Annotated in this window: 22 protein-coding genes; 11 read left to right on the plus strand and 11 right to left on the minus strand. The window is 39.3% G+C overall.

Annotated elements, in window-relative coordinates; all coding sequences use genetic code 11:
- Positions 1-357: 357 nt before the first annotated feature.
- Complete coding sequence (locus VB797_RS05315; RefSeq protein WP_323236611.1) at positions 358-1,128, plus strand: hypothetical protein; 771 nt, start codon at positions 358-360, stop codon at positions 1,126-1,128.
- A gap of 524 nt (positions 1,129-1,652) precedes the next feature.
- Here the strand turns inward: VB797_RS05315 and VB797_RS05320 are convergent.
- Positions 1,653-2,126 (minus strand): CRR6 family NdhI maturation factor, encoded by a 474-nt coding sequence (locus tag VB797_RS05320; RefSeq protein ID WP_323236612.1) that lies wholly within the window; start codon positions 2,124-2,126, stop codon positions 1,653-1,655.
- Between the two features lie 308 nt (positions 2,127-2,434).
- A complete protein-coding gene (locus VB797_RS05325; protein WP_323236613.1) occupies positions 2,435-4,660 on the minus strand; it encodes a S8 family serine peptidase in 2,226 nt (741 codons plus the stop codon).
- Positions 4,661-5,352: 692 nt separating this feature from the next.
- Here VB797_RS05325 and VB797_RS05330 point away from each other — a divergent pair.
- The 3 genes from VB797_RS05330 to VB797_RS05340 all read left to right on the plus strand — a co-directional run bounded on the left by VB797_RS05330 (position 5,353) and on the right by VB797_RS05340 (position 8,216).
- Positions 5,353-5,796: a Fur family transcriptional regulator gene (locus tag VB797_RS05330; RefSeq protein ID WP_323236614.1), complete on the plus strand. Its 444-nt coding sequence runs from the start codon at positions 5,353-5,355 to the stop codon at positions 5,794-5,796.
- A gap of 613 nt (positions 5,797-6,409) precedes the next feature.
- Entirely contained in the window at positions 6,410-7,186 is a 777-nt protein-coding gene (locus tag VB797_RS05335) for a putative hydro-lyase (protein WP_323236615.1), read from the plus strand.
- A 64-nt stretch (positions 7,187-7,250) separates the two neighbouring features.
- Positions 7,251-8,216: a DUF4392 domain-containing protein gene (locus VB797_RS05340; RefSeq protein ID WP_323236616.1), complete on the plus strand. Its 966-nt coding sequence runs from the start codon at positions 7,251-7,253 to the stop codon at positions 8,214-8,216.
- A 41-nt stretch (positions 8,217-8,257) separates the two neighbouring features.
- Here the strand turns inward: VB797_RS05340 and VB797_RS05345 are convergent, their stop codons facing one another.
- Together VB797_RS05345 and VB797_RS05350 are read right to left on the minus strand one after the other, a co-directional pair.
- A complete protein-coding gene (locus VB797_RS05345) occupies positions 8,258-9,127 on the minus strand; it encodes a 3'(2'),5'-bisphosphate nucleotidase CysQ (protein ID WP_323236618.1) in 870 nt (289 codons plus the stop codon).
- Between the two features lie 155 nt (positions 9,128-9,282).
- Positions 9,283-10,158, minus strand: coding sequence for a sugar kinase (locus VB797_RS05350; protein WP_323236620.1), 876 nt, complete (start codon positions 10,156-10,158; stop codon positions 9,283-9,285).
- 266 nt (positions 10,159-10,424) lie between these two features.
- Here VB797_RS05350 and rsmI point away from each other — a divergent pair, with 266 nt between their 5' ends.
- A complete protein-coding gene (gene rsmI, locus VB797_RS05355; RefSeq protein WP_323236622.1) occupies positions 10,425-11,297 on the plus strand; it encodes a 16S rRNA (cytidine(1402)-2'-O)-methyltransferase in 873 nt (290 codons plus the stop codon).
- A 167-nt stretch (positions 11,298-11,464) separates the two neighbouring features.
- Positions 11,465-11,644 carry a 30S ribosomal protein S21 gene (gene rpsU / locus VB797_RS05360; RefSeq protein ID WP_193923349.1) on the plus strand — a complete coding sequence of 60 codons (180 nt, stop codon included), beginning with the start codon at positions 11,465-11,467 and terminating at the stop codon, positions 11,642-11,644.
- 308 nt (positions 11,645-11,952) lie between these two features.
- On the opposite strand, the gene VB797_RS05365 is transcribed toward rpsU, so the two are convergent.
- Positions 11,953-12,798, minus strand: coding sequence for a lysophospholipid acyltransferase family protein (locus tag VB797_RS05365; protein ID WP_323236623.1), 846 nt, complete (start codon positions 12,796-12,798; stop codon positions 11,953-11,955).
- Positions 12,799-13,090: 292 nt separating this feature from the next.
- Between VB797_RS05365 and VB797_RS05370 the strand changes: the two genes are divergently transcribed.
- Positions 13,091-13,663, plus strand: coding sequence for a retropepsin-like aspartic protease (locus tag VB797_RS05370; protein ID WP_323236625.1), 573 nt, complete (start codon positions 13,091-13,093; stop codon positions 13,661-13,663).
- Between the two features lie 2 nt (positions 13,664-13,665).
- Here VB797_RS05370 and VB797_RS05375 read toward each other — a convergent pair whose 3' ends face one another.
- Both VB797_RS05375 and gndA read right to left on the minus strand, forming a co-directional pair.
- Entirely contained in the window at positions 13,666-14,787 is a 1,122-nt protein-coding gene (locus tag VB797_RS05375; protein ID WP_323236626.1) for a Gfo/Idh/MocA family oxidoreductase, read from the minus strand.
- Positions 14,788-15,058: 271 nt separating this feature from the next.
- On the minus strand, positions 15,059-16,516 hold the full coding sequence (gene gndA / locus VB797_RS05380; protein WP_323236627.1) for an NADP-dependent phosphogluconate dehydrogenase: 1,458 nt from the start codon (positions 16,514-16,516) through the stop codon (positions 15,059-15,061).
- 367 nt (positions 16,517-16,883) lie between these two features.
- On the opposite strand from gndA, the gene VB797_RS05385 reads away from it, so the two are divergent.
- The gene (locus tag VB797_RS05385; RefSeq protein ID WP_323236628.1) at positions 16,884-17,609 is read left to right on the plus strand and encodes a Ycf66 family protein; all 726 of its coding nucleotides are present in this window, start codon (positions 16,884-16,886) and stop codon (positions 17,607-17,609) included.
- Between the two features lie 258 nt (positions 17,610-17,867).
- Here the strand turns inward: VB797_RS05385 and VB797_RS05390 are convergent, their stop codons facing one another.
- The 3 genes from VB797_RS05390 to VB797_RS05400 form a co-directional block, all read right to left on the minus strand.
- Entirely contained in the window at positions 17,868-18,095 is a 228-nt protein-coding gene (locus VB797_RS05390) for a ferredoxin family protein (RefSeq protein WP_323236630.1), read from the minus strand.
- A gap of 130 nt (positions 18,096-18,225) precedes the next feature.
- A complete protein-coding gene (locus VB797_RS05395) occupies positions 18,226-19,440 on the minus strand; it encodes an ATP phosphoribosyltransferase regulatory subunit (protein WP_323236716.1) in 1,215 nt (404 codons plus the stop codon).
- On the minus strand, positions 19,440-20,378 hold the full coding sequence (locus tag VB797_RS05400) for a J domain-containing protein (RefSeq protein WP_323236631.1): 939 nt from the start codon (positions 20,376-20,378) through the stop codon (positions 19,440-19,442). The genes VB797_RS05395 and VB797_RS05400 overlap by 1 nt, the downstream gene beginning before the upstream one ends.
- Before the next feature lie 446 nt (positions 20,379-20,824).
- On the opposite strand from VB797_RS05400, the gene VB797_RS05405 reads away from it, so the two are divergent.
- The 3 genes from VB797_RS05405 (at position 20,825) to VB797_RS05415 (ending at position 23,500) form a co-directional block, all read left to right on the plus strand.
- Positions 20,825-22,084 carry a DNA/RNA non-specific endonuclease gene (locus tag VB797_RS05405; protein WP_323236632.1) on the plus strand — a complete coding sequence of 420 codons (1,260 nt, stop codon included), beginning with the start codon at positions 20,825-20,827 and terminating at the stop codon, positions 22,082-22,084.
- Between the two features lie 430 nt (positions 22,085-22,514).
- Positions 22,515-22,691, plus strand: a complete 177-nt coding sequence (locus tag VB797_RS05410; protein WP_323236633.1) for a hypothetical protein — start codon at positions 22,515-22,517, stop codon at positions 22,689-22,691.
- A 164-nt stretch (positions 22,692-22,855) separates the two neighbouring features.
- Entirely contained in the window at positions 22,856-23,500 is a 645-nt protein-coding gene (locus VB797_RS05415) for a type I restriction endonuclease subunit R (protein WP_323236634.1), read from the plus strand.
- A gap of 64 nt (positions 23,501-23,564) precedes the next feature.
- Here the strand turns inward: VB797_RS05415 and VB797_RS05420 are convergent, their stop codons facing one another.
- A complete protein-coding gene (locus VB797_RS05420) occupies positions 23,565-24,380 on the minus strand; it encodes an inositol monophosphatase family protein (protein WP_323236635.1) in 816 nt (271 codons plus the stop codon).
- Positions 24,381-24,459 lie beyond the last annotated feature (79 nt).

Below are 24,459 nucleotides of genomic sequence, written 5' to 3' on the forward strand. Positions count from 1 at the left end.
ACTTGGTTCTTAAGGTTGGTGATAGTGGAGAAAAGCTAATTAGCTTTATGTATCTTAACTATCAAAGTTAGCAAGGCATTTTTAAATTGAATTCCTAGAAGCCAAAAGGTTTTGAGTTAACAGCTAGCTTGAAGTTTTGTAACCTTTATTAGTCAACATCTAATTGTTAGCAATTAATGGCAAATCAATTTACAGATTTAAATGTAAGTTCAGCGATTGATACAAACAATATTCCTTGTGAAAGATGTACGAATAAAGGTAAAAGCGATAAATTCTTTTAGCATGAACAACTCTTTAGCTGTTAAGTATGTGAAACCACCACATTTAAATGATTAACTAAATATAAGGAAAGAAATAATGGCGATTCAGTTACATAGCTTAGTTATTAGTAAGAAGCGTTATATTCAAGTAGAGAGTCTACCTCATCATCTCACAGGTATCTATAAAAAAATGATGCTTGACTCTCAAAATATTCCGTTATGGCAATTTTCCGATACGGAAAGCGCATATTATGAAAATGAAGAAGACGGAACCATTACTTTTTATCAATCTGTAAGCACCGAAACGGCAAGCCCTGGGATTTGGACTTACATGATGTATGAATGTCCCGAAGGTGGAGAAGGTGTATTTACGGACTCATCTTTTAATACAAGCATTCAACCCTTAAAAGAATTATTCGCGGGTAAAAAGCTGGAGAAATCCGCTGTAGATATTTATGAATATTTACAATATAGATATAGCGATAATGATTATTTAGATATTGAAATTCCGTCGGGTTGGAATAAAATAGTTGGAATCAAGATAGCCGATGTGCTGTTAGAAGAATATAAAGCATTTAAATCGACATCTATTTTTGCAGAAGGTGTGGGGAAGCGGTACGCACAAATAATATTAGATGAATTTATCAAAGCCGGTGAAGAAATTATTCAAAATGGCAAGAGATTAGAAGATTTTGAATCAGACCAATACGATATATTAAATAAAATTTATATTGATGATATGGCTAAATCGATTGTTGAATATAACGACTATCGTATTTGGCAAGCAGCTTTACCAACTAAATCAAAAGCTGTTGAGTATGCTTTTAATACTGCATTAAGCCTGATATCTCGCATTCATCAGAGTTAATGTGAAATTAACCTGGTTTAAGCAACTTTGGGGGTTAAAGTCCTCTGCTTTTACAAGCAGCACGTTTTGCGTCGGTGTAAAATCCCCTTTGCAAAACTTAATTACGAATTACGTTCACCTTTGTGTGTTCCCGTTCACCGCAAGGTGTCCCGTAGGGAAGGGTATTACGAATTACGAATTATTTTAACTTCAACCGCAAGAAGTCTCACTCCGTATTCTTTGAATCGGTGTTGAGATTAATTGCGGACAGAATTTATGGTATTATTCAAAATGTAGGTGTAAATCAATTAAATGCAGAAATGCAGCCTACAAGATCAAAAAACAATTTAGTAGAAAGTCCGTAGGGCATACGGCTTAAAAGCTCAGTAAATGTCTTCATAGAAGAGTCGCTGAGAAGCCTACAGTTACTCGAAGAGAAGTGTAGGTATGTCACGCCCTCCCCAACTAATGGAGAGGGAAATAATATTTTTCTTTCTTTTTTTTAGTCAGAAGCCTACACTTGCTCAAAGAGAAGTGTAGGTACGTCACAGCATTGCAAATAGCTCATCATCTAAGTCATAACCCAGCAACTTTGCCATTGACTTGATTCGAGATTGACTGGGGATATTTTGTTGTTCCAGCCAATCCTTCAAGACAAAGGTTTTGTGCATGATAAAAATTTCTAAAGCTTCGGGATTGTATTGAATACCTTCTTTAGAATTAAACTGATGTGGAACCAATACAGCAGCATAGCGAACAAATTCTCCCGATTGCCAATCGAGAAAAAATGGTAGCCACGGGTATTTAGCATCCAAACGGATAAACCACAGCCGTACTTCTGGAATTTCCGAGAGTTCCCGTGGGTCTCCCGGTTCTAAATCATATTGAACATCAAAGCGTAACTGTTGTTCGCTCGATGCAATATTATCAAGCGCCAGAATTTTATCAATTACCGTTGTCGCAGGAGACAAATCCAAACTGTTGATAGATAACTTCGGAAGTGTAATAGTGAAAGTCATTGCCCTTACATTTAGCTTTGACAATTTACACTAGCACCAATTAGGATTTTGGATTTTAGATTTTGGATTTAAAAGCGGATAATTTTAGATTAATACCCATAAATAATGTAGAGACGTTGCAGTGCAACGTCTCCCCGTAATTCTATTGGTATCGATGATTTAATAACTGGTTAACTGGTTTCTAGATTCTGGCTAGGAACCCTCCTAAGAAGGCTCTGCCTTTGGGTACTTGACAAGAGGCAGAGCCTCTGTGTAGGCATTCCCAGCCGGAGACTGGGAACGAGACAAGTCAATACCCTAGCCTCAACCTAACTCAACCACTTGTGATACAAAGCATTATCACCACCGATCGCAAATATATCGAGACGGCATTGCTCTGAAGATACGGCAGCAGGAGCGGAGATTGCTGTTCCACCGAGGTTCTCCCATTCACTCGCAGTGGTTCCGCAAACTTTGCGGTGTATAGCATTATCAGCACCGACAGCAAATACATTAATCCGGTTGCTACCCCCAGTTACTGCGGGGGAATATAACCATAAACCACCCAAGCTTTCCCAATTGCTCCAAGCAGTACCGTTCCAAGATTTGCGGTATATCGCATGGTCGCAACCTCGAATAAATATCTCAAGGTTGCCTTCTTGTAAAGAAACTGCTGCTGGGGTACCCAAACTAATACCACCCAAAGAAAGCCATTCACTCCAACATTGACCGTTCCAGAATTTGTGCCAAACGGCATTGTCAGCAGCAACGCTAAATACATCAAGTCGGTTGCGACCCCAACTAGTAGCTGTTACACCGTGCTTGCATAAACCCCCTAAGTCTTCCCATTCGCTCCAAGATTTACCGTTCCAACATTTACGCTGCAATGTACGTTCTTGAGAGATGATAAATAGATCGATATTTTGTTCGTCACGGGACAATACCGCAGGGGTTCCCAAACTAAACCCGTCTAGCTTCTCCCACTCGCCGGGATTTTTGTCTTCGTGCCAAGATTTACGATAAATGGCGCTGTCTCCACCGACAATAAAGGCATCAAGATGATTGGACTCAGTAGAAACCACCGCAGGTGCATAAAAGCTGTTACCTCCCCAACTTTCCCATTCGTGCCATTTTGGCTGTTGGGGTAATAACTGGTCAAAAGCGGCTTTGGCTTGAATAATTCCAGCACCGGAATGATGATCGAAACCGGGTTCTCCAATATTTTTTGCAGTACTCTTGAGGGCTTCTTTAGCTTCTTGTTGGTTTAGGTCTGATTTGGCTTGCTTGAGCAACGCTACTATACCAGCAGCGATCGGACAAGCCGCAGAGGTGCCGTTATCGCTAGCGAAGTAACCTTTAAAATGACTCACCGAGCAAAAATCCGGTTTGTTGGGGTCTAAAGATGCGGGTCCTTGGCTGCTATAACCAATAAACTGCTCTTCTTTATTCACTGCACCAACGGTCATTACTAAAGGATGTCCGTTTGCACCCCAAATGCTTTTACCGGAACCAACATCGGTACCGCATCTTTGAGAGGGACAGCTTCCTCCACAGTTACCTGCTGCGAATAAAACTAAAATACCTTGCTCGATCGCCTCTACAACTTTACGGGTGAAAGGATGTTCGGGATTGCTGGCATAAAACTCGTCCCAGCTTGCTTGGTAAATTCCCCAACTGTTGGTAAGAACATGGGGTGTACCGTCGATTTGATACTGTTTGATTGCCCAATCGAATACTTTTAAAGCATTGGATATAGAATCACCACCGGAAATCCGACAATCGTAGAGTTTGGCTGCGGGTGCCATTCCTAATACATCGGTTGCGGACATATTACCGTGTTCGCCCCATTCTTTGGCAGTAGTTCCCCAGTCGGATGCGGGACCACCAATGACGTTCTTGACGCGACGAATGGTTTCTGAAGCACCAATATCGCGACCTTCAGCAGTTATACCACCATCAACAACGCCAACAACAATACCTTCTCCTTTGAAACCAGCCGCCCAAATTTGGTCAGCACCGAAATACTTGGCTACATCGGTGATGGTTCCTTTGGCTGTGGTTGGTTCGCAATCACAGGTACCGATGGGACAATTTTGCGCTCCATCCATCGGTGCGACTAAATCTTTGCTTTTTTCTAATAACGGAATGTCAAAGGGTGCAATGGGAGTATCTTTGTAAACTTTGATGACGTTAGATTGTGATTCTAATTGCTGAATATCGTTTTCTTCTACCATCCCCCGCACAATAACCGTTTCTTCGTTATTAGCCTGTAAGTTAGATAGTTGCTCGCTACTGGGGTTAATTGTTATCGGTTCGTAGCTGGTGTCAAATCTGAAACTACTGACATTGATTTGTGCAGCCGTCCGAGATGCAGCCAATACACCTTGATTGCTAGGAACGCGCAATTCTACCAAAACTTTCTGCATATGTCCGTAAGAAGAAGACGCATCCATATCGCTGCTAGGCATGGGGCGGGGTGCAGATGGCGAATTCATATCTAGGGAAGGCATTCTGCGCGGAGAATTATTAAAACCACCGTTAACATTGCTCTGCATTTTTATCACCCTGTTAAATAGTTAAGACTTGAAATTACGGTTATCTACTTGTTTAAAAAAACTCAGCAAATACCGTTAAGTAGATGTGCTTATTTATTGATAAGTTCGCGACAAGTATTACTTGCGGCTGCTATTCGAGATGCTTTACAGACATTATGTAAATACACCAGTCTATATGAGAATAAGTAGATATACGGAAAAATAAATCTTGGGTCTTAATCTTCAGTAGAAACCACAGTTGTTTTAGTTTTAAATCATGAAAAGTAATGGCGATCGCGCTTAGATTTAGAGATGTCTAATTATTTACACTCAATAGCGGTAAAAGGGAAAAAATATAAAAATGCTAGCTCAGTATGATTACTGTGAAGAAAGCTAATTGTAAATACTGAAGCGTTAAACTGTAAAGACGTAACGATGTAGCTCTAGTCAAACAAACAACATAAGTTATTGCTGTGTAATACTAAATCTACCTTCGAGTAGACGTTTGTAATGATTTTAAGCTAAAGTGGTAATGAGTTTATTTTAGATTAACTGGTGACAAACTAGACTTTAGCAAGCTTTCAAGAGTTCCTTTTATCGCTCCGTGTCTTTGTAGATGTGAAGTAGGAAAATATGAGTAAATGATAATAAGTGAAATTACTTTTATATTTGCATCTATGAAAAAATAAACTTTAATAGTTAAAAATAAAAATATGCAAAAACAACCATTATCTACAAAACCAATTCGTTCGCTAGAAGACGCAATTGAAAGATGTCAAACTTTGGGTATGCGAGTTAGTCGTCAGCGTCGTTACATTTTAGAACTTTTGTGGAAAGCAAACGAACATCTTTCCGCTCGTGAAATTTACGACCGGCTGAATTTGGAAGGTAAGGAAATTGGACATACATCTGTTTACCAAAATTTAGAAGCGCTATCAAGCGGGAGCATTATTGAATGTATCGAGCGCTGTGACGGACGTTTATACGGAAATATCAGTGATTCTCACAGTCATGTCAACTGTTTAGATACGAATCAAATTTTAGATGTTCATTTGGAATTACCTGAAGAAGTTATTCGCTGTGTGGAAGAACAAACAGGAGTTAAAATAACGGATTACAGCGTGAATTTCTATGGGTATCGTGAACCGCAGGATTGATGCTCGTCTATCGTCGAAATTATCTAGAGACGTAATATATTACGTCTCTACAATTTTGGAATCGGGTTTGTTACGTTAATTTAAACTAATATTCATAACAATTAAATCGCTTCATCAGTCATGTTTTTGTGAGATTATATTTATCTACTTCAGGTAATCTATTATTAAATATTTAAGTTTATGTTATGGCTTTAGCCTTCCCTATATTACAACACTAATTATTTTGGATTTTGACGAAAAGGGATTCTAGTCGTAGGCTTAACTAAACGGTATTGCTATATAAGTAAATATTTCTTGTCGTTCATAAGGCAATAACTTAAATAAGTCAAGTCATAATTTATCAAAATGAAATAAACTGTATTTTAACTTAATCATATTTAAAACTCCCTTGCTTCAAACTAAAAAATAGGGTATTTGTTTGAGGATTATTCTTCATTTAAAGCATTTGTGCTAATATCCTTTTTGTAAATAATATATATATTTTAAATCAAACAATATTGATTCAAGAGACATAGACAATTAATACCGAAATCAGTAATAGATTCGTTGTAGGGTAACTTGGTATTTTAATTAATTTACCCGCGAACATTAAATCTACAAAAATTGATTAATTATGGACTTATCTCCTGCTGAAGTTCGCTATCAATGTCGTCAGGGAACATTCCACTTTCCAACCTCTGGAATTTCATCTGGATTTTTACAGGCAAACTTGGTTATTTTGCCAAGAAATGTGGCATTTGACTTTTTAGTTTTTTGCACCCGCAACCCCAAACCTTGTCCTTTGCTAGATGTTACTGAAGTTGGAAATCCCGAACCTGAAATAGTTTCTCCTGGTGCGGATTTGAGAACGGATTTACCCAGATACCATATTTTTCGTGATGGAAAATTGAAAGACGAAGTAGCCAATATTTCCGATATTTGGCAAGATGATTTTGTGGGTTTCCTAATTGGCTGTTCGTTTTCCTTTGAAGCTGCATTAATGAATGCGGGTATTCCCGTGAGACACATCCAAGAAGGTAAAAATGTCCCAATGTACAAAACTAATATCCCTTGTAGAACCGCAGGTGGTTTTTCCGCTCCAATGGTAGTGTCAATGCGTCCTTTATCTCCATCAGACGTGATTCGTGCGGTACAAATTACCAGCCGTTTTCCAAAAGCCCACGGTACACCGATACACTTTGGTTCTCCCGAAGAAATTGGCATTAAAAATCTCGACGCTCCCGATTTTGGTGAAGCTGTAACAATTGCGGAAGGTGAAGTTCCTGTATTTTGGGCTTGTGGAGTCACAACTCAAATTGCGATTCTGCAAGCAAAGCCAGAAATTGCGATTACTCACGCTCCTGGATATATGTTCGTTACAGACATTAAAGACGATTATTTCGCCTGGTAATCATATTTTTTAACGTCTCAAGTTATTTATTATCCGGCTCCCCTGGTTACAAGAATTTCTCCTAATGACAAAAAAAACGCATTGCGATCGTAGCAGTCGTGTGGTTGAGCGTGAAAATTTAAACAAAATAGCTCGTTTGGAAAGTATTTGTTCGCGAGATGTCGGTAGAGGAATTCAACCTTTAGTGAAAGCGGCTAAAGGAGGGTTGCTGGGGGCTGCGCTTTCAATTGCCGAGCATAGTTGTCCAACGGTAGCGATTATTACAGGGTTTTTTATGCCTAACGGCAACGCACCATGTCCTGAAACTGACGGTATCATCGGTTGTGCGTTGTTAGCAGTTAGTTTGTTAGAAATTGGGATAGCTGTCAGGATTGTAACTGATGATTTGTGTTGTCAAACTGTAAAAACCGCAGTTGTTGCAGCAGGGTTTGATGATATACCTTTAGATATTGTCGCTGTAGGGGAAGTTAAGAAAAACCAATATTCAATCACTTCACTTTTAGAATTTTGGAAGTCTTTAGCATCACCAATATCTCATATAATTTCTATTGAAAGAGCAGGTCTTGGGAAAGATGGCATTGTCCGCAATATGAGAGGACAAGATATTACCGCTTATACAGCACCAATGCATTTGTTATTATCAGAAAACATCATTTCCGTGGGGATTGGGGACGGTGGAAATGAATTAGGAATGGGGAATATTCCTAAAGAAATTATTGCATCTAGCATTCGTCATGGAGAAAAAATCGGCTGTAGTGTCAAGTGCGATTATTTAATAGTTTGCGGTGTATCTAATTGGGGTGCTGCTGGTATATTGTTAGCACCTTATTTACTTCGTCCCCATTGGAAAGCCGCAATTATTAACAAATTAAATCCAGACATTGAATTTCATATCTTAGAGACAATTATAAATCAAGGTTTAGCAGTAGACGGAATTAGAGGAATCCCAAGTTTATCTATTGATAATTTATCTTGGGAATTTCATGCTGAAGTTTTGAAAAGTTTAATTGAGGTTGTAAATAAACAATGAACAATTAGGAGTTATCAATTCATTTTCCCATGCCCAATGGCCTATTCCTTATTAACCGCAAATTCTTCTAAAATTCTTTCAGCCTGTTGACAAAGCATTTCGTGACATTGCCCATTACTTGCTAATAAACCACCCCATTGACTGATATCTCCGGTGTTGTATTCTAATGGTGTACCGTCGAAGTGTGTATATTTTCCGCCTGCTTCAGTTAAAATTAATTCTGGTGCGGCAATATCCCAATCTTTGGGTGCTGATTTCCCGGAAAGTGAGATATAAACATCTGCTTGCTGTTCGATAATTGCAGCAATTTTACCTCCAACGCTACCAACTGATTTTTGATTTTGACAGGGTAGTTTTTCTAAAAGATAATCTAATTGTTTGTTACGGTGACTGCGACTTACAACTAAAGTTAAATCTTGGGGATTTTTGCACTCGGAAACACGCATGGATTTTCTTTCTCCATTACGAGTTTCTACAAATGTACCGCTACCTTTAATTGCATAATATATTTTTTCTGCTTCAGGTATTACGACTAGCGCTAATTCCGGGCGCTTATTTCTGACCAAAGCGATATGAATTGCATATTCACCAGTTTTATTAATAAAATCTTTTGTTCCATCTAAAGGGTCAATAATCCATACCCATTCAGAATTATTCTTACCATCTTGTTTCTGATAAGTTTCTTCGCTAATATAGCCAAATTCTTCACTTCCCAATTCATTTTTTAACTGCTGTAAAATATAATTACTCACAGCTAAATCTGCTGCTGTCACTGGGTCTTTGCCGTTATCATCTTTATATTCTATATTCAAATCATCTTGTTTATTTCCACGATAATAAGAGCGCAATATATCAGATGCACCCCAACCAATGGGACGAATTAATTCGAGAATAGATTGTAATTCTTTCATATTGGTAATTGGTAATTGGTAATTGGTAATTGGTAATGGAGAATTGGTTATTGGGAATTGGTAATTGGGAAACAATCCAAAATCTATTGATGCGGAAGCGTCTTACCGTAGGGTAATCTAAAATCTAAAATCTAAAATCCAAAATTAAATAACTCCTAACTTTTCACTTCTTCCATCCAACGACGAGTACCGAAAAATTGACAGGATAAAGCTGCAACTTTCGCGGATTGTTCGAGAGCAGTGGTAAATGTTTCTTGCAACACATGGTTACAAAAAGCACCGTGAAAAATATCTCCAGCCCCTAGTGTATCAGCAGCTTGTATTTTTGGAACATTTAAAAGTTTGATTTCATTTTGGGATAAATATTGAATCGGGTTTTCTCCGTGAGTTATCGCAATATGAGGAATACCAATTTGATTTAGATAAGCAAAGACTTCTGCGGAAGTTTGACAGTTGGGGGGATAAAAATTAGCTGAACAAATGGCATAATTAACGAAGGGTAGAAGCTTGTCAAATCCGGGCTTCCAACTTCCACCATCGATAACTACAGGTATATTTTTCGCTTGAGCTAATTGTGCGATCGCACATCCCACTTCCATCTGATGTCCGTCAATTAGTACAATATCAATATCTTGCAAAATGTCTGATGAAATAGCTTGGATATTAGCTTGAGTTTTGACGGCATTGATAGAAATTACAGCACGTTTACCTGTCTTACTAACAATAATAGAAGATACTGGTGGAGGGTTTTCTGTGGTATAATTCAAGTCAACTATTTCTATTTTGTAGTTTGCCAAATCGCTTTTAATTAATTGCGTCATTGGATGACAACCAACTACACCTAATATTTTGGCGTTATTTCCCAAATGACTAAAGCTGACGGCAGCGTTTGTTACCGGACCCCCAGATGCAACTGTATAATCATCAGCAACCAATTTTTGATTATTTTGTGGGGGAGATTCTGCAAGATAAATTAAATCTAGCGTTATCAAACCGACGAATAATCCTTTAAAAGATTTTTTAATTGTCATAGAATTTTGGATTTTGGATTTTAGATTTTAGATTAATTTTTTTTAGTAATAAGTAAGTTGGCAGAAATAAACCCAAATATATAACAAAATGCAAAATTGTTTTAAAAGCTTTTCCCTACTGCCTTGTCCTAATTACAATTTTTAACACCGACCTACTTAATTAGGAGTTATGAGTTAATAAGGTTAATCACAATTAATCATAATTTTAGATTAAAAACACCCCAGTCCCTTGTGATAATTGTTCATTGATAATTGATAACTGATTAATGCAAACCGAATCAAAAGCAGGTGTACTCTATATTGTTGGTACACCGATTGGTAATTTGGAAGATATGACTTATCGAGCAGTGAGAATTTTGCAGTCTGTAGATTTTATTGCTGCTGAGGATACACGTCATACAGGAAAACTTTTAAAGCATTTTCAAATTAATACACCGCAAATAAGTTATCACGAACATAATAGCTACACTCGCATTCCAGAATTATTAAAGCAGTTGGAAGGTGGAATTGCGATCGCACTAGTAAGTGATGCTGGTGTGCCGGGAATTTCCGACCCTGGTTATGAGTTGGTGAAAGCTTGTGCTGAAGCTGGAATTACTGTAGTTCCTATTCCTGGTGCGGTTGCAGCAATTACCGCTTTGAGTGCTTCGGGGATTTCTACGGATAAATTTGTGTTTGAAGGATTTTTGAGCGCTAAAGCAAAACAACGGCGATCGCATTTACAATTTTTGAAGTCAGAGGAGCGGACTTTGATTTTCTACGAATCCCCTCATCGATTGCGATCAACGTTACAAGATATCAAAGAAATATTTGGTGAAGACAGACAAATTGTCTTAGCGCGAGAATTGACTAAAATATATGAAGAGTTTTGGCGCGGAACTATTACGGGTGCTTGTAATTACTACGATCAGAAAGTTCCTATCGGTGAATATACTTTAGTTGTGGCGGGTCATTTACCCATGCAGCGCGAGTTTACCCAAGCGGAACTCATAGAAGAGTTAGAAACAATCATGAATCAAGGAATATCGCCTTCACAAGCGAGTCGGCAGCTAGCTGCATCAACTTTTTTACCTCGTCGTCAACTTTATCAACTTGCTCTAACATTAAAAAATTCGGATTCTCAGATGCCAGATACATAGATAACAGGATTGAAAGGTAAAATAGGAAATCTGGATTCAGCAGTCGAATATTATTTGATTGTTCCAGTTTTGTTTGATTTTAGGTAGCTACCGGAGTGTTTTTACTCCGAGCAACCAGCACATTACAATAAAGTAAAAATATAGTAGGAAGACAACGAGGGATTAGGATGACCCAAGTGGTTTTAGGTGAAAACGAAGGAATAGATTCTGCTTTACGCAGGTTTAAGCGTCAAGTTTCCAAAGCTGGGATTCTGGCTGATGTCAAATACCATCGGCACTTTGAAAACCCACAGGAAAAGCGTAAGCGTAAAGCAGTAGCAGCAAGACGCAAACAACGTTTCAGATAACTATGAAGGATTCTACACGTTGGAAATCTATCATCACAAAGAATGAATGCACCTTCTACGTATCGTCATAATATATCTAAACAATACGTCAGAAGTAAAAGGAGTTTGATAAAAGCACCTTGAAACTTCCCAAAATATAGTTGGATGAGGCAAATATTAACTATTAATTGTCCATCAACGAATTGATTTTATAAAGCAACCATCGTTGAATCGGCGATGGTTGTTTGCTAAGTAAGTCGGCACAAATAAAACCATTCAAAATCCTGCGATTAATGGCATACATTGGTTTTTTAACGCCGACCTGCTTATTACGAATTATTTTTAACTTCTCTTGCCAAAATATCTAATTCCTGCTGCATTTTGGTACAAACCTCTGCATAACAAGCATCTACATAATCGCGATTTTTGGCGACATCTTTACCATATTTCTCAAATACAATCGGCTGACACATACGAGTATGAATTTGTACGGGGAGAGGTATATTTGGTAAAGGTCCGATCGCTAAACCCCAAGGTAAACCTAAATATATCGGAAATACTCCAGGGTCTAATCGATATAACCAAGGTAAACCGCGATCGTTCAATTGTTTCATTAATTCGTAAAAATCACCTAATACAATTAAAGTATCATGTGCGCCTACTGAAATTGCGGGAATTATGGGAACTTCTTGTCTTAAAGCCAACTTAATAAAACCTTTATTCCCAGCAAAATTAATGTTGTAACGCTGGTTGTAAGGACGAAACATATCATATTGTCCTCCAGGATACACTAAAACGCTGGCACCCTGATTAAAAGCGGCATTTGCGGTTTTAGGATGAGCTATAATTGCACCTGCTTTTTGGGCTATATGACCCAGGAAAGGACTAACTTCCCAAGCATAAGGGTGCGTCAAACCATATACTAAACGTTCGGTTCCAAATCGACGAAACCAATCGTACATCATCATAATCATATCGGGAGTTGCCATTCCCCCATTATGAGAACCAACTATCAGTACTTGGTCTTTGATCGGAATATTTTCCCAACCATCCGTTTGAACGCGAAAATAATAGCGGTAAAACCACTCCCAAATCGGCATAAATGATTCAATAAATTTAGGGTCTCGTTCTTCTAAAGACCAACCTGGGATAGATTTACTTTGTTGATTGCTCATACGATAAATATATATTGATATTCCGATTAAGGCGATGGTTTCGCAACACCCTTCATTAATATTAAGCAAATTAAGAACCAGTGAACAGTCAACACCGATAACTATGTTAAAGCAGGTTTTAGCGAAGACAAGGCAAAATTACAAACGCTTTTTATTTATCTAAAAACTTGAAAACGAGCATAGTGAAGTCTTTTTAATGTTCACCATACCTTTACATCACGCTGGCTAAATTTTCCTTCCAGCGTGGGTACCCTAATGGTAAGCAGGTTCGGCAAAATTAGGAAAATAATATATGAAAGGTGTTTTCAGTCGGTGGACTACTAAAATTTCAGTTATTCCCATCACGATCATTTTACTTTTAAATAATACCGCCAAGGCTGACGACCCCGGAGCCTGTTTTATGAAAACCGAAGATGGTAGAATCCTGGATTTAGGCAGTCTCTGCGGAATTACACCTGTAAAGCCGGTAGATACGGGAGTTTTTCGAGTTCCTATCAAACGTCGCAGCGGTAAAACTCCCGTAATAGATGTTACATTCAACGGCAAAAAAACCTTTGAAATGATTGTTGATACGGGTGCTAGCGGTACTTTGATTACTCAATCAATGGCAAACGCTTTACAAATCAAGCCTTCGGGTACCCTTCAAGCCAGTATTGCCGATGGTTCAGTCATCAAATTAAATACAGGTCAAGTCAATTCAATGGTCGTCGGTGGTGCTAAGGTGAGCAATATTCAAGTTGCGATCGCCCCCAGAGCAGAAATTGGGCTTTTAGGTCACGATTTTTTCGGTAATTATGACGTGAAAATTGGATTAAATACAATAGAGTTTTACCGTCGCGATCGACAGTCAACAGTTAGCAGTTAACATTAAAGAAACGCATCTAAACTTGGTACATTTACCCAACTAGATGTTTCATTTGACTCGTGGGACTTATCCATCAACAACTGAGAATAAACTCCTTCACGCAAAGATGGTGTGATTGATTCTCCGCTTTCAATTGCTTCTACCCATTGATCCACAACCCGCAAAAATCCGGAAATACGTCCATCTGCATAATTTTTAGGAAACGTTAACCGATTAGGAATTTCAATTTCTCCAACTGGTTTACCTGCTTTAGCACCCCAGACACGAAATCCATGTACGTAGTCTTTTTGATTCTCGCTAGCTAAAATCAAAGTCCCTTCATCCCCGTAAACTTCTATGGTATGAGTCCGGGGTGCGTAAATTACTGCGCTAATAGAAACTTGACAAGGGGTTCCCGAAGCTAATTCCAACATTAGCATACAGGTATCATCTGTATTTACGGGTTTCATTTCTTCAGTTGTCGCATCCGGTCTTTGAGGAATTGCGGTTGTAAAGTGAGCGTTGACTCGACTTACTTCCCCGAATAACCAGTGAATATAGTCGAAAGTGTGGGAACCCAACGACCCCAAAGTTCCACCACCTTTGTCTTTCTGAGAATACCAGTTCCAAGCGCGATCGGGGTTAGAGCGAGAAGAACCGAACCAGTTAATTGTAATTAAACGCTTGTTACCGACATATCCTTGAGCTAGCAGTTCGCAAAACAATAACCATCCAGGTACGAAGCGAAATTCAAAATCTACAGTGGCAATTACACCTTTTTCTTGAGCTAAATAATAAAGTTCTTTAGCTTCGGTAGCATTTAAAGTAACTGGTTTTTCTAATAATAAATGTTTACCGGCTTGTAAAACTTGTTTTGCCATTTCGTAATGAAGAAATGGTGGTGTTGAGATGGTGACTGCTTGCACTTCTGGTAATTGCAGGATATCAGTAAGATTATTGCAAGCGTGAGGAATATTATGAGATTGAGCAATTTGTGAGGCTTTATCCAAATCCCGATTGTAAACCGCAACTACCTGAGTACGCGAATGTGCCTGCAATCCCGGAATATGGACTTTTTGACCGAATCCTGTTCCTACTACAGCAACCCCAATAACACCCTGTTGATTTTTTAATGCAGCAGTCATGAAAGTAAATTATACGTAGATAAGTATTGATCTTACAATTTACAACAATCTTTAAGTTATAAGAAAATTTAGATTGACAATATGACTACGATAAAGATATTTCTACAGCATAAGAAATGATTAAATGGTTTTAAATCAGTAATTAATGAAAAATTATCAATTATCAATCTTTATTATGCTCAATGTACCATGCCCAATTCATAAAAAAAAAGGCTCTGAGTTTTCAGAGCCACAAAATAATTACTTATTAGTTCGTAAATACTATTGACATTTAGTCCTTTTTCACTACTGATTCAGTGCTAACGGTAGCTTCGTCGATGGGAACCCATGCGGTGTGGAAACTTCCTTCTTTGTCGGTACGCTCATAGGTATGTGCGCCGAAGTAGTCGCGTTGTGCCTGAGTAAGGTTTTGAGGCAATTTCTCGCGTCTGTAGCTATCGAAGTAATCCAAAGATGCGCTGAATGCGGGAACGGCGATTCCTAATTTAGCTGCGGTAATAATTACTTCACGCCAAGCGTCTTGTCGATCGAGAATTGTTTGCTTGAATTCGGGAGCTAACAACAAGTTGGGCAATGAAGGATTTTGGTCAAATGCTTTCTTGATTTTGTTCAAGAATCTAGCACGAATGATACAACCACCTTTCCAAATCCGTGCCATTTCACCAAGATTCAAGTTGTAGTTAAACTCATTGGAAGCTTTGTATAACAGCGCCATACCTTGAGCGTAGGAGCAGATTTTGGAACAGTAAAGAGCATCGCGCACCATGTTGATAAACTTCTTGGTGTCGCCTTCGTACTTACCGCTAGGACCAGAAATTTGCTTGGATGCTGCAACCCGTTCCTGCTTGTAGGATGACATAATCCGGGCGTTTACTGCTGCAATAATTGTAGGAATTGGTACACCCAAGTTAAGTGCATCTACTGCTGTCCAGCGTCCGGTACCTTTTTGTCCGGCTGCATCAACAATTAAATCTACTAAAGGTAAACCAGTTTCTTCGTCAATGTAGGGGAAAATATCGGCAGTGATTTCAATCAAGAATGAATCTAATTCCTCTGTGGTATTCCACTCGGCGAAAACTTCATGTAGCTGATTGTGATCTAAACCTGCGACATTTTTTAATAAATCGTAGGCTTCTGCAATTAACTGCATATCACCGTACTCAATACCGTTGTGAACCATTTTGACATAATGTCCGGCACCGCCAGGTCCGCAATAGGCAACACAAGGACCGTCGTCAACCTGCGCTGCGATTTTGGTGAAGATGGGAGATAGATACTCATAAGAGCTTTCGGTACCTCCAGGCATCAAGGAAGGACCGTTGAGCGCTCCTTCTTCACCACCACTAACACCCATGCCGATGAAGCGAAAACCTTGGGGTTCTAATTCGCGGGTGCGTCGTTCAGTATCTTCGTACAGCGAGTTACCACCATCGATAATGATGTCACCTTCATCTAGTAATGGCTTGAGTTGCTCAATTACCGCATCAACTGGCTTTCCAGCTTTCACCATCACCAAGATTTTGCGGGGACGTTCTAATAAGCCCACAAACTCTTCTAAGGTATACCCAGCTTTTACATTTCTACCTTGGGCGCGTTCCTTCATGAACGCATCAGTTTTTTCACGCGAGCGATTATAAACTGCGATCGGGAAGCCGTTACGCTCTACGTTCAGAGCGATATTTTCTCCCATAACAGCTAATCCAATCACACCAAAGCTTTGTAGTGTCATAAATTTTTTCTGGCTAACTCTTCCAAATTCTTTCTTTTATCTCTTAGGGTAGTCCGATAATTTCGGTTCACTCCTAAAGAAGACATTAAGAGTTTATTTAAAGACTAAAAATGCACTATGGATACACATAATTATTTTTAATTTGTATATCAGTCAACATTTTACTTGTAGAATTCGCTAAATTAAAGTGTTTAACATAAAAAATGGGAAAGTGAGAATGGGGCATTACAGATGGGGCATTGGGCATAGGGGGATGGGGAGACAATTGCCAATTCGCAATTAATAACTCCTCACTCCTAACTCCTAACTCCTATTCCCTATTCCCAGTCCAAAATCCAAAATCTAAAATCTAAAATCTAAAATTCTGATGACACACATTCTGGCGTTAATAGTCGGTTTTGGCAGTTTAGCAATCTACCTAACGGCTTTCTTTTTTCCTGAAGTTCACCGCAAAAATGATTTTATCTTGAGTGGTGTAGGATTGTTTTACGCCCTTGTATTATGGGTGTTTGCGCCGCGTATCGGTGGATGGTTTTTCTTGGGTCAATTGGCTGCGGTTGCTTTATTAATTTGGTTTGGTTGGCAAACTTTTTCGTTGCGTCGTCAAATTACTCCCGCAATGCAGCAAACCCCGCTACCCACCACAGACGTGGTGAAAAGTAATATTTCGCTGCAAGAACGTATGGGAGGATTGGTTAAGAGTGTAAGCAATATCTTGCCTGGAAAAAAAGACCGGGTAGAAACTCAAACTGCTATTCAACCACCAACTACAACCACCACTGAGGATACAACTGCTGCAACAATAGGCAAATCTTTAGTTGACGCGATTGATGAAGATAGTTCTACTTTTGTATCGGATACATCCGTTGTTGTTGTTGATAATACTGCCGCAACCGCTACAGATGAAACAGTCCTACAGGCTATCCCACCAGAACCTCCGCCGCAAGAACTTGTAGAAGCGGCGGCTGAAAATTTTGATGTAGAAGAAAAAACTATACCCCCAATAGCAGAAATCGCTCCTGATGCCGAATTTGCTCCTCCTGCGGCAGATCCAGATGAAGAAATTCCACCAAAAGATCTACCTCAAGGATGACTAAACAAGCAAAATTACTTGTTGTTGTCAAACCAATATATAAGTAAATGTAAATCCCCTCCAAAGAAGTTTTCCGGAGGGGATATTTGTTTGTCAATCAATTTTGGATTTTAGATTTTAGATTTTGGATTTTGGATTGAGAGTTAGGAGTTAGGAGTTATTAATTGCGAATTGCGTTCGCGAAGCGTCTCCCGAAGGGAGAAATTGGTAATTGTCTCCCCATCCCCCCATCTCCCCATCCCCCCATCCCCCATCTCCCTATTGCGGTGTTTTCTGTAATTCGGGCTGTTCTTCTGGAAGAATCGCTCCTTCTACGGGACAAACTTGGATGCAAATACCGCAGTCAATACAGGTAGCAAAGTCAATCCAAAACCAATCGGTTCCTTTGACGTTTTTACCTGGTCCCGGATGAATGCAAGCTACTGGACAAGCCTCTACGCAATCCGCAACACCTTCACAAACATCAGTAACAATTGTGTGTGCCATGTTTCCCCTCTCTTTTCAGCGAACAGTCAACAGTTAACCACAGTTCAATAATTTGTTATAAATCATCGGGTTTGTGATTTTGAGCAATTCATTAACTACTCTAAACTGTAAACCTTCCATAAGTAACTGCTCACTGCTTACTGCTCACTGATTCAATGGTTTTTGAACCGTCGGCTTTGATCCAAGCAATTTGAGCGATTCCTCTTTTGCTTGCGTATTCTTGAACGGAATCAGCATCAGATCCTCCTAGTTCCATTTCAACTCTGACTAAGTGAGTAGAGGAACGTAGTTTCTCAGCGTAAGCAAAAGCACTGGCGATCGCGCTGCTATTTTCTGGTACCACTAACCAGTTGCTTGCTGGTGTGGTTTGCGGTAATTGCCCAGAAGTTGATAATACGTGGTATAAATCTTCAATAAATAAAGCGAAGCCGGTACCGGGAATGTTTTTACCTTGGGGATGATACAGCCCTAAAAGCTGATCGTAACGTCCGCCGCTGCCTATAACCCGCGCCTGGTTATCTACAGTGCTAACTACTTCAAATATAATTCCCGTGTAGTAGTCAAAGGTTTGAATCAAGCTAAGGTCGAGAATCAGGGAATTTCCTTGAGATTCGATCAACTTTACTAAAGCAGAAAGGTTATTCACCGCTTCTTGCTGCTGGGAGTCGAGATTTAAAGTATTAATTTTTTGTAAAACGTCCGCACTTTTACCGCGTAAATCCAAGATGATTTTGGCGCGTTCGCGAAGTTCTTCACTCAGAGGCAAGGTATCTATCGCTACTCTGTCTAAGTTTGCGATCGCGCTGCGGATTTTAGTTTGTAAGTCAGCGGGGAAGGGTTTGAGTAAGGACTGGGTAATTCCGGCTTCCCCGACAATTAAATGCCAATTTTGTAGCTGGAGTGCTTGTAAGCAAGCGGCTGCTAACAGCAAAACTTCTGCATCTGCGACTAAACCACCACCACCTAAAAGTTCAACTCCTGCTTGATAAAACTCTTGCTGACGATTGTGTTTAGATTCCGGAGTTCGTCCAAATACGTTGGCATTATAATACAAACGCTGGGGATAGTGGTCAGTCATCCGCGTCACAACTGTACGAGCGATAGAAGCCGTTAGTTCTGGACGTAATCCCAATTCGTCTTCTTGAATATTCTGTAATTGAATTACCGTTGAGCGTTCAATTGCACCTCCCGCCATTAAGGTGTCAATACGTTCTAAGGTTGAGGTAATAATTCTGTGATAACCCCAACCGTGAAACACTTGTTCTAGTCTGTCTTCAATCCAGCGTTTTTGAGCTACGTCTATTGGTAATAAATCCCTAGCTCCAGCAGGAGGTTGATACACCATCATTTTTTCTTTCCACCAAATAAACCACCGAACAAACCACCACTATCAGGTTTTGGAGATTTACCCGCAGCAGCACCAACCGTAGTTTTTTTGTTCGTGCTAGATGCAGTCTTCCCTAAAGCCTTGTCAATTTTAGTTTTTGCTTCCAACGCAGTTTGGTCTTTAGGATCTAATTGTAAAGCACGGTCGAAATGGATTTTTGCCATCTTAGTTTGATTTTGCTTCAAATAGATGGTTCCCATCAAGCTATGACAATGACTGTTATTTGGCTGCATCTTTAAAGCATCCTTTAACTCTACACAAGCTTTTGACAGTTGATTCTTTAAAACCAGTTCTTGAGCGCGACGCATATACCCAGTAAAAACTGGATCTTCCTTGGGCTGTGGTGGTGTGTAATGATTTGTATTAGCAGTAGTATTCGAGTTAGCTTGAGAAGCACTTGCAGACCCTGTATTTAATGGTTTATCAGCAGTTCGCATCAAATAGACCAAATTCAACTCGCTAATTTGGGCGATCGCGTCTAAAACCTGTGTTAAAGATTTATATTGAACTTTACCTATTTGCGATATAGCATTCCGATAAGCGCTGTCAAAATTAGGTGTCGAAGCTAACTGTTTGGCATTATCAGTAGTTAGTTCTGGTTTGGACTCTTTTGCCAGATGCTTTGCCATTTGCATTAAAACAGCGTGATGTTCGGCACGACTTCTATCTTGATATAGATGTTCGTAAGCTGGATTTACCAGTTTTGAGAGCAATTGACTCGCTAAATGCTTTTCCTTATCGCTAACCGCAGCACAGCTATCGGGATGCAGACTACGCGCAATTTGAAGATAGCGTTTGCGGATTTCGGGAGCATCCGCATCCAACCGAACACATAAAACTGCATGATGATCTACCAAGTCGTATTTAAATAGACCGCGTTCTATTTGGAAAGACATAAAAGTGATTTTATACTAAAAGCGAACATTAATCTTACTAGTTTACTTCCCCTCCTTGGCTATTTGTCAGTAGTTGATAGCCCTGAATTTATAAATTAATTACCAGTATCAGTTATCGGTCAAGAGTCCGAAAATCACTTTATTTTTAGCTTTTAAATTACTATTCGTCATAAAATTTCCAAAATTTCAGGGAATATAACGATGTTCCAAAAATAAAAGATTTTTCGTTTACGACGAATTACTGATTTTGTCTAATTAGGTTGCGACTATTTATACTAATGAGTATTTGTCAATTTGGTTAATTTTTATGGACTTTAAATTTAGGTAAAGAAACCCCGTTTAAAAGATCAAAAAAATACACGAATAATCCACATTTCTACCTTATTGAGTTGAAAAGCTAGTCACTATACCTCATACTGTTGAGTGAAATATTACTCAATAAGATTATGGCAGGCTACAATCCCGACTTTCTAGGGAATGGGATTAACCTTCCCGTACCCAGCTTTGCTCCATCTCTCGCAGGTGATGTCCTCCGCAGTTCCCTATTAGAAGATGATATTTTTGCTAGCTATATTAACTACTCGATCATTACCCATCGCATTAGGCGATCGCCAATTGTTGCTTGCTTCAATCTCGATCAGAATCTGACCAAAGATGTAGCCAGAAGTCGGGATTGGAACATTGATACCCGTATCGGTGCGGATTTTCAACTTGATAACGACTACTATCGCAGCAATCCTTGGGATAGAGGACATTTAGCCAGACGACGTAGTATAGCTTGGGGAGAAACCGAACGGGAAGCCAAGCGAGCTTCAGATGAGACATTTTACTATTCCAATGCATCGCTACAGCATGAAAACTTTAATCAAGATGAATGGCTAGCGTTGGAAAATTGGGTTTTTGACCTGAATTTAGATAGCAACGGTAAAATTAGCGTTTTTTGTGGGCCAGTCTATGGCGATTTTTCTCGCACCATTACCCCACCGGGAAGAGAATCTGCATTGATTCCTTCAGCTTTCTTTAAGGTTGTTTGCTTTGTAAATAAAGATACTAATGAGCTTGATGTCCGTGCTTTTCTAATGTTTCAAGATGAGGAAGCTTTAAAGGACAAGCTCGGAAATAAATTGTTCAATTTTCAAACTTATCAGGTAACAATTACTGAAATTGAAAGATTAACGGGTTTAGAATTTGATGACGAGATTTACGAGAAAAATCCTTTGTTGTTTAATGAAAATCCCGAAAAGCGAGAGCTACTTAATATCCAACAATTTCCCGAACGGATTGAAGTTGATGCACCATACGAAATGATTGCCAAAGGTGAACCCAGACACTCAGTTGCTATAGATAATGCTGCCATTTTTATAGCTGCTGCAATGGTGAATCCGTCGGGAGATGAACGGGAATCGGAATGGGTTTCTATAATTAATCTTTCTTCGGAACCAGTTAATTTGGAAAGCTGGACATTATCGGATACGAAGCACAAGCCATTACAGCTAAATTCAATTTTGAAAGAGCAACAAAGAATATTACAACCAGGGGAAGCTTTGAGAATACAGCCTTTAAATCCGGTGATGTTATCTAATAGTGGTGGGGTAATTAGTCTTTACGACAATCAAGGTAAAGGGAGACGAATTGATAGAGTTAGTTACACCGCGAAAGATGTTGAGCGGGAGGATATTACCGTGAGATTTCTGCGTCGGGGTTGATTTTTCGCGTCTATTCCGGGAATTAATTCTTTTTAGATTGGAAGAGTTCCATCATATTGGTTCTCTTCCTCCAGGGGAAGTTGATTTAATCTCAAATCTTACACCATTCTCGTCAAGTTCACATTTCCACCTTCAAATCAATTTCAAGGCGGTTATTACTAATGGTGACGAGCAGTTTAATTATTTTCACAGAAACAATACGTAATATTTGTGATGCAGATGGTAGCATTAAAGCAAAAAAATACGTATTATGGTTAAATTTCAAATTGTCATCAGGGTTTTCCCTAGCTTTTGGAACAACTCAACATCTACATGGTTCCAGTAGAATTAGAAACTTCAATAAAAAAGTCAGTTAAACCCAAAATAATATAAATAAAAATTCAAGGAGCAATGACGTTTAAATTTAAGCGGAAATAATTCGGTAAGTCGAATGGGTAGAAATTGGGCGATCGCGATCGGCATAAATTATTATTACAATTTGCAACCTCTTAAATATGCTCAGCGAGATGCTAAAGCGATGGAAAATTGGTTTAAGCGGAGCGTTAAAAATTTTTTTTCAGAAATTGAGATTATTAAATATTTTGAAATTTTTATAATAAGTACTTAGGCAAAATTAATTGTGTCATTGCGAGTTAAACGTTAGCTGAAAGCTTTCCCGTTCACCGCAAGGTGTCCCGTAGGGAAGGGTAGCAATCTCAAAGTGTTGCGATTGCTTCGGTGTCGCTCGCAATGACGGTAAATAATTTTGCATACCCACTTAGTAAATTCCCCATGACACAGACAAAAGCCATCACGGATGCGATTACCACTTTAACGGATGTAGAAAACCGCTTTGGATTCGTCCGTATTGAAGACGATCAGTTTTTCTCGGAGTGGTGCGAGGAATTACCAAATCTTACCGAAACGGAAAAAGAAAACCTTGATGTGCTGCGACGCAGGTATATTTATCATCGCGCTGATGGGAATTTACTGGAGGGAACGGTTATGCTGTTGCTGGTTTCCCCGTTACTTGCACTAGCTGGGTTTTACGATTCTCCCTTCCGTATTAAAGCAGAAGAATCAGTTAATTTGGTGGTGGATGATGGTGAAGAAGTTCTGCGGAGAAGAATTGATGTTTTGGTTTTGCTGTCGAGATTGTGGGTAATGGTGTTGGAATCGAAAAAAACCACTTTGTCAGTTTTCACTGCTTTACCGCAAGCTTTGGCTTATTTGATGGCAAATCCTAATCCTAATTTACCTGTATATGGAATGGTGACAAATGGAGACGATATTTTATTTATCAAGGTAGTACAGGAAGATACTCCACAGTATAATTTGTCACGGGTATTTGCTCCGTTTACTTCAGCGAAAGAGCTTTATATTGTTTTACAAATTCTGAAGAAATTCGGTCAATCGATTTTGGATTTTGGATTTTAGATTTTAGATTGATTCTACAGATAACTGGAATGGTGCGGTACGCTCCGCTAACAACACCCTACTTTTACTTTTTCTTTACTTCCCATACTTTATGAGCTTCACCCAATTCCTCACTCAAACTTTGATGAATATGACCGTTAGTAGCGAGAATTCTTCCCGATTCCATATTGAAATCGCTACCGTCATACGCTGTAACTTTACCCCCAGCTTCCCGTAAAATAATCACCCCAGCAGTTATATCCCACGGTGAAAGACCTCTTTCCCAATATCCATCCAAACGTCCGCAAGCAACATAAGCTAAATCAAGTGCAGCGGAACCACCACGTCTTACTCCTTGAGTTAAATCAGTGAGATGACAAAATTCCGTATAGTTGTTATCAGAAGTCTCGCGGCGGTCATAAGCGAAACCACTAACTAATAAACTTTTACTTAATTCGGAAGTATTAGAAACACTTATCGGACGGCGATTACAGCTTGCTCCCAAACCTTGAGCGGCGCAGTATAATTCATTATGAGAAGGGTCGTAAATGACACCAACTTGCGGAACACCATTAATCAAAAGCCCAATCGAAACGGCAAAAAATGGGTATTCGTGAGCGAAATTAGTCGTACCATCCAAAGGGTCAATAGCCCAAAGATATTCTTGATTTTGATTGCCTAACTTTCCAGATTCTTCAGCAAGAATAGCGTGTTCGGGGAAATGACGGCGTAAAGTTTCCAAAACCACAGCTTCCGAAGCCTTATCGGCTGCTGTAACTAAATCCCCTGGACGTTTTTCCGCAGTTTTATCTTCCACCTTACCCAAATAACCTTGTAAAACAGCACCACCAGCCAGCGCTGCTTCTGTGGCAATATCTAGAAAAATTTGTAAATCAGCCATAAATTAGGTTAAAGGTCAAAGGTTAAAGGTTAAAGGTCAAAGGTCAAAGGTTAAAGGTCAAAGGTCAAAGGTCACAAGT

It is taken from the genome of Rivularia sp. UHCC 0363 (genome assembly GCF_034931125.1).
Lineage (GTDB): Bacteria > Cyanobacteriota > Cyanobacteriia > Cyanobacteriales > Nostocaceae > Rivularia.